The organism is Arthrobacter sp. 10T416 (genome assembly GCF_056394165.1).
In genome coordinates this window covers 16,113-29,051 of the sequence record NZ_JBFTHI010000006.1, presented here as the reverse complement: position 1 = coordinate 29,051, position 12,939 = coordinate 16,113, and the positions used below count along the sequence as shown (strand labels likewise).

General features: G+C 61.7%; 12 protein-coding genes. 9 read left to right on the top strand and 3 right to left on the bottom strand.

The features are described from left to right. From paaD to galU, 4 genes are read left to right on the top strand one after another with little or no spacing between them, the layout of a single operon-like run. Positions 1-576 (top strand): 1,2-phenylacetyl-CoA epoxidase subunit PaaD, encoded by a 576-nt coding sequence (paaD, locus tag AC1DBE_RS08525; RefSeq protein WP_476970242.1) that lies wholly within the window; start codon positions 1-3, stop codon positions 574-576. A 15-nt stretch (positions 577-591) separates the two neighbouring features. After that, positions 592-1,818 carry a 1,2-phenylacetyl-CoA epoxidase subunit PaaE gene (gene paaE / locus AC1DBE_RS08520; protein ID WP_476878609.1) on the top strand — a complete coding sequence of 409 codons (1,227 nt, stop codon included), beginning with the start codon at positions 592-594 and terminating at the stop codon, positions 1,816-1,818. 35 nt (positions 1,819-1,853) lie between these two features. Further along, positions 1,854-2,639: an enoyl-CoA hydratase/isomerase family protein gene (locus tag AC1DBE_RS08515; RefSeq protein WP_476970241.1), complete on the top strand. Its 786-nt coding sequence runs from the start codon at positions 1,854-1,856 to the stop codon at positions 2,637-2,639. Positions 2,640-2,648: 9 nt separating this feature from the next. Beyond that, positions 2,649-3,539 carry a UTP--glucose-1-phosphate uridylyltransferase GalU gene (gene galU / locus AC1DBE_RS08510; RefSeq protein ID WP_476970240.1) on the top strand — a complete coding sequence of 297 codons (891 nt, stop codon included), beginning with the start codon at positions 2,649-2,651 and terminating at the stop codon, positions 3,537-3,539. Positions 3,540-3,642: 103 nt separating this feature from the next. Here the strand turns inward: galU and AC1DBE_RS08505 are convergent, their stop codons facing one another. From AC1DBE_RS08505 to rfbB, 3 genes are all read right to left on the bottom strand, one after another. After that, positions 3,643-4,956 (bottom strand): UDP-glucose dehydrogenase family protein, encoded by a 1,314-nt coding sequence (locus tag AC1DBE_RS08505; RefSeq protein WP_476970239.1) that lies wholly within the window; start codon positions 4,954-4,956, stop codon positions 3,643-3,645. A gap of 129 nt (positions 4,957-5,085) precedes the next feature. After that, a complete protein-coding gene (locus tag AC1DBE_RS08500; protein ID WP_476970238.1) occupies positions 5,086-6,513 on the bottom strand; it encodes a sugar nucleotide-binding protein in 1,428 nt (475 codons plus the stop codon). A gap of 3 nt (positions 6,514-6,516) precedes the next feature. Continuing rightward, entirely contained in the window at positions 6,517-7,515 is a 999-nt protein-coding gene (gene rfbB / locus AC1DBE_RS08495; RefSeq protein WP_476970237.1) for a dTDP-glucose 4,6-dehydratase, read from the bottom strand. Positions 7,516-7,583: 68 nt separating this feature from the next. Between rfbB and rfbA the strand changes: the two genes are divergently transcribed. The 5 genes from rfbA to AC1DBE_RS08470 all read left to right on the top strand — a co-directional run bounded on the left by rfbA (position 7,584) and on the right by AC1DBE_RS08470 (position 12,937). Next, positions 7,584-8,444: a glucose-1-phosphate thymidylyltransferase RfbA gene (gene rfbA, locus AC1DBE_RS08490; protein WP_476970236.1), complete on the top strand. Its 861-nt coding sequence runs from the start codon at positions 7,584-7,586 to the stop codon at positions 8,442-8,444. Between the two features lie 179 nt (positions 8,445-8,623). Continuing rightward, complete coding sequence (locus tag AC1DBE_RS08485; protein WP_476970235.1) at positions 8,624-10,000, top strand: O-antigen ligase family protein; 1,377 nt, start codon at positions 8,624-8,626, stop codon at positions 9,998-10,000. After that, positions 9,984-11,102 (top strand): glycosyltransferase family 4 protein, encoded by a 1,119-nt coding sequence (locus AC1DBE_RS08480; protein WP_476970234.1) that lies wholly within the window; start codon positions 9,984-9,986, stop codon positions 11,100-11,102. Before AC1DBE_RS08485 ends, AC1DBE_RS08480 begins: the two co-directional genes overlap by 17 nt. Position 11,103: 1 nt before the next feature. Next, on the top strand, positions 11,104-12,066 hold the full coding sequence (locus AC1DBE_RS08475) for a WcbI family polysaccharide biosynthesis putative acetyltransferase (protein ID WP_476970337.1): 963 nt from the start codon (positions 11,104-11,106) through the stop codon (positions 12,064-12,066). 7 nt (positions 12,067-12,073) lie between these two features. Then, on the top strand, positions 12,074-12,937 hold the full coding sequence (locus AC1DBE_RS08470; RefSeq protein ID WP_476970233.1) for a glycosyltransferase family 2 protein: 864 nt from the start codon (positions 12,074-12,076) through the stop codon (positions 12,935-12,937). Positions 12,938-12,939 lie beyond the last annotated feature (2 nt).

Below are 12,939 nucleotides of genomic sequence, written 5' to 3'. Positions count from 1 at the left end.
ATGCCGGACATGTACGTCAGCCACCCCACGGCCGATTCCACGGTCCGCCGGGAACAGACTGCTGAGCAGAAGGCCTGGGAGCTCGCCGCCACGGTGTGCGACCCGGAGATCCCGGTCCTCACCATCGCGGATCTCGGGATCCTCCGCGGCGTCACTGTGACGAAGGAGCCCACCGCGGACGACGGCGGTATGGTCCCCGGTGTGCGGATCACCATCACGCCCACCTACTCGGGTTGCCCGGCCATGGATGCCATCCGCGACGACCTCACCCGTGCCTTCAACCGGGCCGGCTATCCGCGCGTCGACGTCGACCTGGTGCTTTCCCCGGCCTGGACCACGGACTGGATGAGCGCGGAAGGCAAGGCCAAGCTGCAGGAGTACGGAATTGCGCCGCCCTCCGGCCGCTCGGCCGCCGGCGGACACTCCGGGCCGGTCCGGCTCTCCCTCGCCGTGAAGTGCCCGCAGTGCTCGTCGCTGCACACCAAGGAACTCACCCGCTTCGGATCCACCTCCTGCAAGGCGCTTTACGTCTGCCAGGACTGCAAGGAACCGTTCGACTACTTCAAAGTTTTGTAAGGAACAGGTGCTCCCATGACTGTTGTCCGCCAGACCGCCGCCGAGCAGGCCACGGCAACCGGCCGCCGTCGTGCGTCCTTCCACGCCCTCGCCGTGGACGAGGTCCGCCGCCTCACCGACGACGCCATCGAGGTCACCTTCGGCGTCCCGCCCGAACTGGCGGGACAGTTCGACTACCTCCCGGGACAGTACGTCGCGCTGCGCACCACGCTGCCGGACGAGCAGGGCGAACCGCACGAGGTGCGCCGCAGCTACTCCATTTGCGCCGAGCCGCGCAGCTTCGCGGACGGCAGCAGCGAGATCCGCGTGGCCATCAAAAAGGACCTCGGCGGGATGTTCTCGACCTGGGCCAACGCCGAGCTCAAAGCCGGCGACGTCCTGGACGTGATGAGCCCGATGGGTGCCTTTGTGTCCAAGCACGGCCGTGACGGCAAGCCGGTCGAACAAAACGTGATGAACTCGATGAACCATCCGGAGGAGCTGGCCGGCGAGCCCGGGAACTTCGTGGCCATCGCGGCTGGATCCGGCATCACCCCCGTCATCGCCATTGCCAGGACGCTGCTCGCGGCGCACCCGGACACGCGCTTCGACCTGGTCTACGCCAACAAGGCCGCGATGGACGTGATGTTCCTCGAGGAACTGGCCGACCTCAAGGACAAGTACCCCGCCAGGCTTGCGCTGCACCACGTACTGTCCCGCGAACAGCGGATCGCCCCGCTGCTGAGCGGCCGGATCGACTCCGAGAAGCTGCAGACACTGCTCGGCACCGCCATCCACGCGGACGACGTCGACGAATGGTTCCTCTGCGGGCCCTTCGAGCTGGTGCAACTGTGCCGCGACACCCTCGCGGCCCGCGGCGTCAAGCCTGAGCATGTCCGTTTCGAGCTGTTCACCTCCGGCAAACCGGACCGTCCCGAAGGCAACATCGGCCGTCCCGTGATCGCCGACGAGTCCAAAGAAACGTACAAGATCACGTTCAAACTCGACGGCCTACAGGGGGAGGTGGCCAGCCCCACGCACGCCCGTGAATCGATCCTGAACGCGGCCCTGCGGGTCAGGCCGGACGTCCCCTTCGCCTGTGCCGGCGGGGTGTGCGGCACCTGCCGCGCCAAGGTGGTCACCGGAACTGTCACGATGGACGAGAACTACGCGCTGGAGCAGGATGAGCTGGACAAGGGCTACGTCCTGACCTGCCAGTCCCACCCGACCACCCCCGAAGTCACCGTCGACTTCGACGTCTAGCCTTCCGCCGCCTTTTTTCGAACCCTAGGAGCCGCATGATTTCCCTGACCGTCGCCGACGGCATCGCCGAAGTTGTCCTGGACGCCCCGCAGAAGCTGAACTCGCTGGACGAGCAGGCGTTGAAGGATTTGGCACAGGCGTACGACGACGCCGCCGCGGCCGCCGCTCGCGGCGAGGTCCGGGCGCTGTTGCTCCGCGGTGAGGGCCGAGCGTTCTGCGCGGGCAGGGACATCGCCGGGGTCACCCCGGCGAACGACGACGTCCAGGGCTACCTGGGCGGCCTGGTGCAGCCGTTGCTGCAGAAGATGAGCTCCTTCCCCGCACCGACGTTCGCCGCGGCCCACGGTGCCTGCCTGGGCGTGGGGCTCGGGCTCCTGCTCGCCACGGACGTGGTGTACGTCGCGGACAACGCCAAGTTCGGGTCCCCGTTCGCCAAGCTCGGGGCCACCCTGGATTCCGGCGGACACTGGTACTTCACGGAAAGGCTCGGGATGCACCGGACCCTGGACCTGATCTACACCGCCGAGCTCATGAGCGGCACCGAGGCCGTGGCGCAGGGGCTGTTCAGCCGGGCCATGCCGGCGGACCAGCTGCTGGCGACCACCCGCGGCATCGTCGCCAACGTGGCCAGCGGCGCCACCGGCGCGTTCAACGCCAGCAAGGAACTGGTGGCGCACATCCGCGACCAGCGGCTGGGCCTCTGGGCGTCCATGGAGGAGGAGAACGCGGAGCAGGCGCGGCTCTGCAAGAGTGAGGACTACGCCGAGGGATTCCTGGCGTTCCAGGAGAAGCGCAGCCCGGTCTTTAAGGGGAACCGCTAGACTGCCGCTATGACCTGGGGGAAATCCGTGAGAAAAGCCGTCATTCCTGCTGCCGGAATGGGGACACGTTTCCTGCCGGCAACGAAGGCAATGCCCAAAGAAATGCTGCCGGTGGTGGACCGGCCCGCCATCCAGTACGTCGTCGAGGAAGCCGTCCGGGCAGGCCTTGAGGACATTCTGATGATTACGGGGCGCACCAAGCGCGCCCTGGAGGACCACTTTGATCGAGAGCCCGGACTCGAGCGGACGCTGGAGCTCAAGGGTGACACGGAGCGCTTGGCAGCGGTTCATGAGGCCTCCGACCTCGGGCCCATCCATTACGTCCGGCAGGGCGAGGCTAAGGGCCTTGGGCACGCCGTGCTGTGCGCAAGGCAGCATGTAGGCGATGATCCGTTTGCCGTCCTCCTGGGCGATGATCTGATCGATGAAGCAGAAGACCTGCTCACCACCATGATGGCGGTGCAACAGAAGACCGGAGGTTCCGTCGTCGCGTTGATCGAGGTGGATCCCTCACAGATCAGCGCCTACGGCTGCGCGGATGTCACCGCCATCGACGGCGAGGACTTCGTCCGCGTCAACACCCTTGTGGAGAAGCCCGCTGTCAGCGAGGCGCCGTCCAACCTGGCAGTCATCGGCCGGTATGTTCTGCACCCTTCCGTCTTCGGGGTTTTGGAGTCCACTCCGCCGGGCCGCGGCGGCGAGATCCAGCTGACGGATGCGCTCCAGACTCTAGCGGCTGGTAACGGCGCGGGCTCCGGCGTATACGGCGTGATCTTCCGGGGCCGGCGTTATGACACCGGCGACAAGCTCAGCTACCTCAAGGCAGTCATCACCATCGCATCCGAGCGGTTGGAGTTCGGCGAAGAGCTCAAAATTTGGTTGAAAGCACTCGTGAACTAAGTGCAGAGGACCGGTGGCTTCACGTGGCGGAGGGGCCAAAACACTGGTCCACGTCGCCGCCTGGACACGGTCCGGGCGGCGACGTGGCGAAGAAAGCAAGATCTTACGGGCGCCCGAGACCTCTGTAGTGCCAGCCGGCGGCGCGCCACTTTTCCGGGTCCAAAACATTCCGACCGTCGAGGATTTTTGCCGACGAGACCTTTGAACTGACCTCGTAGGGATCGAGATCGCGATACTGCGGCCATTCAGTCAGCAGCAAAAGGGTATCGGCCTTGCTCACAGCCTTATCGAAATCCGGCTGATAGTGAAGTTCGGGGAACCTCCGAGCCGCGTTTGGCAAAGCCTTGGGGTCTGTGACGGTCACAACGGCACCCTGAAGTTGGAGTTGCGCCGCTATGCTCAGCGCCGGCGAATCGCGCACATCATCGCTCTCAGGCTTAAAAGCAGCTCCGAGGACTGTAATCCTCTGCCCGAGGAGACTGTCGCCACAAAGTTCGCGGGTCAATTCAACAACTCGCGTGCGGCGACGCATGTTGATGGCGTCCACCTCCCGCAAAAAGGTCAGTGCCTGGTCTGCTCCAAGTTCGCCTGCCCGGGCCATAAAAGCCCTAATGTCTTTGGGCAAGCAACCGCCGCCGAACCCTATCCCGGCGTTGAGGAACTTACGCCCGATCCTGTCGTCAAGTCCGATGGCATCGGCCAGCCGAGTCACGTCAGCGCCGGCGGCTTCGCACAGATCCGCCATGGCATTGATGAAGGAGATTTTCGTGGCCAAGAATGAATTCGCTGCGGTCTTGACGAGTTCAGCCGTCGGGTGGTCGGTCACTAGCCTTGGCGTGCCTGCGGCCAAGGGCGCGGCGTAAACCTCGTCGAGGAGGGCTACAGAGGGGTTGTCCTCTGATCCATCGGCTACTCCGTAGACGAGCCGGTCCGGGCTCAGCGTGTCGGACACGGCGTGCCCTTCCCGGAGAAATTCAGGATTCCAGACGAGTTGCGCGGTGTGATGCGTGCCGGTAACCAGTTCGGCAAGCCGGGCCGCCGTTCCGACCGGAACCGTGGATTTACCCACTACGACGTCGTCCGGGCCCAAATAGGGGAGCAGGTCCTGAACAGCGGCATCCACGTACTTCAGGTCGGCGCCGTTCTCGCCGATCTTCTGCGGAGTTCCGACGCAGATGAAATGAACCTGGCTTCCGGCCGCCGCTGAAATGTCTGTCGCGAAGGACAACCGTCCCGTTTGCTGGACCTCGGTCAGAAGGGCCTCTAAGCCCGGCTCATAAAATGGTGCCCTCGCGGAGGCGAGATCTTTGACCTTAGCTTCGTCCATGTCGATCCCGACAACCTCGTGGCCGAGCTTCGCCATGCAGGCAGCATGAACGGCACCTAAGTAACCGCAGCCAATCACGGAAATGCGCACTATCTGCTCCTGTTCCCCCAATGGGTCGTCGTCATTTTCTGCGGTTAAGCCGCCAACCACGACGTTTTTCTTCGACCCGAATCTGAATAACCATACGTTACGGTGCAGGCCCGTAGATCGAGTGTGACGCTATCCGCTACGGGGCATCAGCCCGCGGACATAGACGTCCAGAGCGGATCTAACAGTGGTTGGGTGAAATCCGGTGTTGTTGATCTTGGATAGATCAAGGACGCTGTTGAGCGGGCGCGGGGCCGCTTCCTTGCCTTCAAAGTACTGCTCGGTGCTGATGCCGGTCACGGCGTTCCGCGGCTTGCCCGCCAGTTCGTACACGTCGGCGGCGATGTCCGCCCAGGACTGCGGTTCCCCGCTGTTACTGAGGTTGTACGTCCCGTACTCCGCCGCCGACTCCAGCAGGTGACGGATGCCCGCGGCGATGTCCTGCGCGAAGCTGAGGCGCCCGATCTGGTCGTCGACCACGGACGGTTCGATGCCGCGGGCGGCCAGGGAGGCCATGGTGCGGACAAAGTTGTTGCCCTCGCCGATGACCCAACTGGTGCGCACCGTGTAGTGCCTCGGCACGGTACTGACGGCCGCGTCCCCGGCAGCCTTCGTCTGGCCGTAGACGCCCAGCGGGCTGGCGGGCTCGGCTTCAACGTGGGACTCGCGGGTGCCGTCGAAGACGTAGTCCGAGGACACGTTCACCAGAGTGAGGTCGTGTTCGACGGCGGTCCGGGCCAGCCGTGCGACGGCGGTGGCGTTGACCGCCCACGCGGCCTTGCGACCTTCGGCGGTCTCGGCGTTGTCGACGGCTGTGTACGCGGCGGCATTAATGATCGTGGAGTAGTTTTTCCAGTTCCGGGCGGCAAAGGCGTCCTCGCTGCCGAGGTCGAACCCTGCCCGGCCGGCGAACTCGACGTACGTCTCGCCGTCGTACGCCGCACGCAGCGCCTTGCCGAGCTGGCCATCGGCGCCCAGGACCAGGATCTTCTTCGGCGGCATCGGAACCACGTCCGCGAGCCGCGGGTGGGCCTTGTCCTTGTCCGAGAGCTCGGCCTCCGCCAGGGGCACCGGCCAGCCGACGGCGGCTGCCTCGTCGGCGAGGTTCAGGAACGTGTACTGGCCCTGGGCGTCGGCGGACCAGTGGTCGTTGACCAGGTAGGTGTAGGCGGTGTTGTCCTCCAGGGTCTGGAAGGCGTTGCCTACTCCGCGGGGGATGAAGACGGCCTGGCTGGGGTCCAGTTCGGCGGTGAACACGGCGCCGAACGTCGCACCTTCGCGCAGGTCCACCCAGGCGCCGAAGATCTTGCCGGTGGCCACGGAGATGAACTTGTCCCACGGCTCAGCGTGGATGCCGCGGGTGGTGCCGGCTTTCTCGTTGAAGGAGATGTTGTTTTGCACCGGCCGGAAGTCCGGCAGGCCCAGGGCCACCATCTTTTCCCTCTGCCAGTTCTCCTTGAACCAGCCACGGTTGTCGCCGTGGACGGGGAGGTCGTAGAGGACGACGCCGGGGATGGGGGTCGGGTGGGCGGTGAGCTTCTTCGAGAACTCGATCGTCATGTCCTACTGGCCCTGTTCCTGGTACCGGGCCTCCGTTGCGGCCTTCTGCGGCCGCCACCAGTCCTGGTTGTCCCGGTACCAGGCAATGGTGTCCTCGATGCCCGACCCGAAGTCGGAGAACTGCGGCTCCCAGCCGAGCTCGGTCCGCAGCTTCGAGGAGTCGATCGCGTACCGCAGGTCGTGGCCGGGCCGGTCCACCACATGGTCATAGGCGTCCGTGGCCTGCCCGAAGTGCTTGAGGATCAGCTCCACTACCTCTTTGTTGTTCTTCTCGCCGTCGGCACCGATCAGGTACGTCTCCCCGATCCGGCCCTTGGCAATGATGGCCAGCACGGCCGAAGAGTGGTCATTGGCGTGGATCCAGTCGCGGACGTTTTCCCCCTTGCCGTACAGCTTGGGCCGGATGCCGTCGATGACGTTGGTGATCTGCCGCGGGATGAACTTCTCCACGTGCTGGTACGGGCCGTAGTTGTTCGAGCAGTTGCTGATGGTGGCCTGCAGCCCGAAGGACCGCACCCAGGCCCGGACCAGCAGGTCCGAACCCGCCTTGGTCGAGGAGTAGGGGCTTGAGGGGTTGTACGGGGTGTCCTCGGTGAAGCGCTCCGGGTCATCCAGTTCCAGGTCGCCGTAGACCTCGTCCGTGGAGATGTGGTGGAAGCGCTTCTGGTGCTTCCGGGCCGCTTCGATCAGCGTGTAGGTGCCGATGATGTTGGTGTCCAGGAACGGACGCGGATCGTGCAGCGAGTTATCGTTGTGCGATTCAGCGGCGTAGTGGACCACGACGTCGGCCCCGGCCACCAGGCCGTCGACGACGGCGGCGTCGCAGATGTCGCCCTTGACGAAGCGAAACCGGTCCTCGGGGAGGCCGCGGAATGATTCCATGTTCGCGGCGTACGTGAGTTTGTCCAGAACCGTGATGTTGTCATTTGTGTTTTCCAGCACATAATGAACGAAATTCGAGCCGATGAACCCGGCGCCGCCGGTGACAAGGAAGTTTTTCACAGTCGTACGATACCGTTTTGAGTCTTGGAACTTTGCATCTCCTCGCATTCCACCTGTATACAAGTGCCATGCGGGGAATCATTCTTGCCGGGGGTACCGGCTCACGACTTCATCCGATCACCCACGGAATCAGCAAACAACTGGTCCCGGTGTACGACAAGCCGATGATCTATTATCCGCTGTCCACTCTGATGCTCGCCGGAGTCCAAGACATATTGGTGATCACCACTCCGCAAGATGTCGGACAGTTTCAGCGTCTTCTCGGCGACGGAGCGCGCTTCGGCGTCAACCTGACGTACGAAGTGCAGCCAGAACCTGGGGGTTTGGCGCAAGCCTTTGTCTTGGGCGAGCAGCACATCGCTAACGAGAAGGTGGCCTTGGTGTTGGGGGACAATATTTTCTATGGTTCCGGACTGGGAACCCAATTGTCGGCCCTCGCTGACATCGATGGCGCCGCCGTGTTTGGTTACCAGGTGGCTGATGCCTCGGCGTACGGCGTGGTCGAATTCGACGAGTCCGGTAAGGTGATTTCGCTCGAGGAGAAGCCGAGTTCGCCGAAAAGCAATTATGCCGTTCCAGGACTCTACTTTTACGACAACGACGTCGTGGATATCGCTAGGAACCTCGTGCCCTCCGCCCGAGGCGAACTCGAAATCACGGACGTGAACCGCATCTACTTGGAGGCTGGCAAGCTGTCCGTCTCTATCCTGCCGCGGGGAACAGCGTGGCTGGACACCGGGACGTTCGATTCCCTCAATGACGCCTCTAACTACATCCGCACCGTAGAATCACGTCAGGGTCTTAAGATTGGGGCACCTGAGGAGGTGGCCTGGCGGAAGGGCTTCATCAGCGACGCCGAACTGCGCACGCTGGCGGAGCCGCTGGTCAAAAGCGGATACGGCACGTACCTGCTCAGCTTGGCCAACTAGACCTAACCGGCCGGACCGGAGCATCTTTCATACCGGATCTAAGATTGACGATGCCGGATTCATAGTCTTGTCGCGCATCGGGGCGCTCTGGTTGGCGCGAACTTCGCTCGCCCACTCGGCAGGCAGTTCGGAACGGCTTGACTCAGGTCGGGCGACATCATTATTGGGGGATCTGCGGGATGGAAATTTACGTTGTGTGGGGTGCCGCACTCGCGTTCCTGGGTTGGATGGCAGTCAGCCTTGTACGGCGGTCCGGCAATGTTCGAGGAATCGCGCTGTTGTCCACGACAGCTGTTGCAAGTCTGGCGGTCAACACCAACGTTCCCCGCGAAGCATCTTCGACAGGCCTCCTGATCATGGGCGTGTTCCTACTGATCGGATTCGTCGCCCCGCGTCAGGATTTCAGGCGACACAAGATACGGGTCATCGTTTTTGCGTGGTTCGCCGTGTTTTTGGTCAGCACCAGCCTGGTAAACCCCGAAGGTCTCTCCGTGCTACTCCAATTCGGCCTGATTGGAGTCATGACGGTTGTCGTCGGTTCCAAGATGGGACCTCAGGACAGGCAGGTCTTCATGGCTGGGCTCGTTCTCTTGGCTGGCGCGCATTCCCTGCTGTCCGTCTCGGAGCTTTTGGGACAGGAGCCTTTTCTGTGGGGATACGGAAAGACAACTGACGGGACGGACGTCATTCTGGCCAATCCGTTCCTCGGAGGTACAGTTCCTCGCGCACAAAGCACCATGGGCCACCCCATTGCGGCAGCCACCCTGGTGGCCGTCGGTCTGCTGATGTTGCTGTTGCGCCGGAAGAGCTACCGCCCGGCGAGCTTTGTGCTCTTACTTTCTGTTCTTGTGGTTGGGATTCTGCTCACTGGAACCCGCAGCGTCGTTGTGGCCATTGGATTGGCCTTGGCATTCTTTTACTTCATGTCCAGTGAGTCCAGGAACAAAGCCGTTCGCTATCTCACCGTGGCCGTCATTATTGCCGCGTTCATTGCGGTCGATCTGGGAGTCTCCACGCTTGTCGACCAGTTGATGGACTCCGGCTCCTACACAAACCGCGCGGGGGCCCTTGAGTCCGTGCCAATGCTGTTCACCCGGGACCCTTCGGAGGTCATATGGGGATCCGGGTTCGGCTCCGAGCCCCTGCTGTTTAGTGAGGGATACTTTCAGCAAAACGGATTCAATATAGTCGACAACCAGCTCGTAACAACGCTGGCGACCGCGGGGGTCGTGGGTCTGCTAGGACTCAGCGCAATCTACCTTTACACATTTTCAAAGGCCGGAACCTACGTCCGAACCTTGTTGATCTTCATGACGGCCATGCTGTTCTCGTTCGATTATCTGCGGTGGCACGTGATGGTCGTCTTGCTCTTCGCCATTATTGGAATGTCATTTTCGATGACTTCGGAAAAGCGTGCACACCCTAGGGCGAGCCGAAGCGATGCCATGCCTACACCCGGAAGAAGCGGAGGCGGCTCTTTCCGCGCGGTCAGAACGCACCATCTGACTCGGGCGACGACGAACGGGGGGAGGAAAAACCTTGAAAATCGTATTTGACGCCTTTTGGTGGTTCGAGGGCCCGATCTCCAACCGCAACGTGATGCAGGAAGTTATCAGGGAGTGGCGTTCATGCTTTCCCTCGGATGAAATTCATGTGGTCACCGACCCGCGTGCAAAAGACAGCATCGCGTTGGAGCTGCTGCTGCCTGCGGAGCAGGTACACGCGCTTAAGGTCAGGCAGCACGGGCTTGCGGTCCTCATGGAATATCCCTTCCTGCTACGGCGGATCGGAGCCGATCACGTCCTAACACACAACTTTGTTCCGCCGTTCACGCGCAGAGCTTCAGCATTCGTTCATGACCTGATTTTTGTGACCAGCCCGCAATGGTTCACTTGGACGGAACGCGCCTATTTCAAGCTGCTGAAATTGTCGCTCTCGAATGCCTGGCAAATTTTTTCTTCGACACGAACGGAAGTATCGCGGATCGAAAGGGTCTTGGGACGGGCCGAAGGCGTCCATCCTGTGGGGCTGGCCATCAGCTCCGATCTTGCAGCAGCCGTGCCGAGGATGCCAGCCCAGGATTTAGGCGAATATGCCTTCACCCTCATCGTCGGGCGCCTCAACGAACGGAAGAACTTGGCGTACGGACTGCGGGCGCTTTCCTCAGCTGGTCTGATTTCGCCCGAAGTGCCCGTCGTGGTCGTGGGTGAGAAGCACGGCAGGGCCTTCGAACTTCCGCACGACCTACGTACCCTCGTCGGGGTCGGCGCGATACGGTTCCTCGGGTTCATGGACACGGAGGAATTGGCTTGGCTCTATGCGAACGCGAAACTCGTCGTTTTCCCGACGCTGGATGAGGGCTTTGGGCTCCCAGTGATAGAGGCAAGGTACTTTGGGGCCCCTCTAGCACTGAGTGACATACCCGTAATGAGGGAGGTTGCTGGAGATGCGCCGGCCAGCTTCTTCAGCCTCGGAGACACGGAGCTTGCTGCTGCATCCCTTGCGGCAGCGCAGCTGAGGGTCTCTTCCGCTAAGGACCACGAGTCCAGGACCTCCGTGAGCAGACAGTACGCATGGCGGAACACCGTCGAGTCCATACGGGAATCCATGCAGAAAAAGCCACTGCTAAAAAACCGTTCAAATTCGGGGGGTGCCTGAGATGTCCTTGTCGGCCAGCAGTAAGTCTGCGCTCGAGCGAGCGAAATCTGTGGCCAAGTATCCCCGGTTGTATTCGGCTGCAGGAATGCGTGGGACCACTCGCCTCGGACTCGTTTACGGCAATTGTCAGGCAGAGCCATTGCGTCAGCTTCTGACTGGCACGAAAAAGCTGGGCTACGACTTAGTTAAAATTCCACCGGTCCACCTAATCTCCAGATCTGAGCTCCGCCTAGTAGCCAAGATTGCATCGCAGGCACACTTGTTCATCCATCAACACGTGAAAGCCACCTACAGAGACCTGGGACAGGGGACCGACGAACTGGCGGGACTGCTGCCGGCATCCGCGACGCGACTTTCGATACCCGTGGCGTTTCACAATGGTTTGCACCCCTTTCAGGTTTACATCCGTGACGACAGCGGCATGAACGTTGCGATGCCCGTTACTGGATATCACGATCTGCGGTTTCTCTCTGCAGCTGGCCGGGGCATGAGTGCCGCCGAGGGGGCCGGTTGGCTCGATGCGTACAAGACGTCTGAATCCGTGCTGAAACGCATCACGCAAGAATCCATCGAACAGTTGGTTCAGCGTGAATGCAGTCTCGATATTCGAGTATCGCCTCATATTGATACTTCAGATGTTGATGGATTTCTATCGGTTAACCATCCGGGCAACCATTTACTTGCGGCCCAGGCCAACGAAATTCTTCTCAAACTGGGCGTAGCGGCGGAGGTCTCGCCGGGAGCACGACCGATGCTGGGACCCGACAATTCACTCATCGACGATTTTGTCGCGGCCGCGAATGGATCGTCCTCGGGAGGTGTGCCGGCGCGCTTCAACGGGCGCACGTACACGCGAAGTGAGCTCTGGAAACTGGCCATTGCCTGGTACCAAGAGCGGCCAGATGTTGTTGCACGAGGTTTGGAAGTCCATCAGAAGAAGATCGAATTGTTAGGGTTGGTATAACGCGTCCATGGGTGTAACACAACTGAGCGTTGTAATTCCTGCATACAACTCTGAAGCGACAATATCGGAATGCGTTGAAAGTGCCTTCGCTGCAGATGCCGCGGAAGTATTGGTAGTGGACGATGGCTCCACAGATGCCACAGCCGACATGGCCCGAGAGTCTGGCGCAACTGTCCTATCCCAGTCGAACGCCGGTGCGGCCGCGGCCCGCCGGAACGGGTTGAGGCGGGCCAACACTGAGTCCACGGCGATAGTCTTTCTGGACTCCGACGATTCACTTATCGCGGCCGGAGTTCAGTCGGCCGTGGCAACGATCGCGGAGGAAGGGGTAGTGGCCGTCTGCGGCCGGACTGTCGGCCTGCATGCAGACGGGCGTGAAACCATGTTAAAGACGTGGTCGGTTCCTATTACTACCGCCAGCCTCCTGGAGCGGGGCTACGGCCCGTGTCCCCCCGCTTCCGTTGTGTGGTCTGCCCCCCAACTCCGGAGAGCAATGTCTGAGGAGGTTGCTGCCGTGTGGCCCCGATACGCGGAGGACTACGAACTCATTATTCGCGGCAGCCTTCTCGGCCCGATTGCAACATCGGCCGAACCAACCTCCAGGTATCGGATGACTGGAGGAAAATCGGCCGACGCGGCAATCCGCAGCGTACGGGACGCTGAGGCGATACGTGAGCACTACGCCGATATTGCCGGACTGCCTGTAGCCATCCGGGGACAGCGGTCCCAAGAAGCCCTGGCGCTCATACGTAACGCGAGCGGGGAACGGAGGGGAAGCCTTCGCCGCTATATTTACTTGGTTCGGGCTGCTATGACTCATCCAAATACTGTCGTCGAATTCGCCTCCCAAAGCCTTGAGCAAAAGCGGTAGGA

Excerpts from the sequence above, each read along its gene's own strand:
- paaE (WP_476878609.1), top strand. The coding sequence starts at position 592 with ATGACTGTTGTCCGCCAGACCGCCGCCGAGCAGGCCACGGCAACCGGC.
- AC1DBE_RS08470 (WP_476970233.1), top strand. The coding sequence starts at position 12,074 with ATGGGTGTAACACAACTGAGCGTTGTAATTCCTGCATACAACTCTGAA.
- paaD (WP_476970242.1), top strand. The coding sequence starts at position 1 with ATGCCGGACATGTACGTCAGCCACCCCACGGCCGATTCCACGGTCCGC.
- AC1DBE_RS08485 (WP_476970235.1), top strand. The coding sequence starts at position 8,624 with ATGGAAATTTACGTTGTGTGGGGTGCCGCACTCGCGTTCCTGGGTTGG.
- AC1DBE_RS08500 (WP_476970238.1), bottom strand. The coding sequence starts at position 6,513 with ATGACGATCGAGTTCTCGAAGAAGCTCACCGCCCACCCGACCCCCATC.
- rfbA (WP_476970236.1), top strand. The coding sequence starts at position 7,584 with ATGCGGGGAATCATTCTTGCCGGGGGTACCGGCTCACGACTTCATCCG.
- AC1DBE_RS08515 (WP_476970241.1), top strand. The coding sequence starts at position 1,854 with ATGATTTCCCTGACCGTCGCCGACGGCATCGCCGAAGTTGTCCTGGAC.
- galU (WP_476970240.1), top strand. The coding sequence starts at position 2,649 with ATGACCTGGGGGAAATCCGTGAGAAAAGCCGTCATTCCTGCTGCCGGA.
- AC1DBE_RS08475 (WP_476970337.1), top strand. The coding sequence starts at position 11,104 with ATGTCCTTGTCGGCCAGCAGTAAGTCTGCGCTCGAGCGAGCGAAATCT.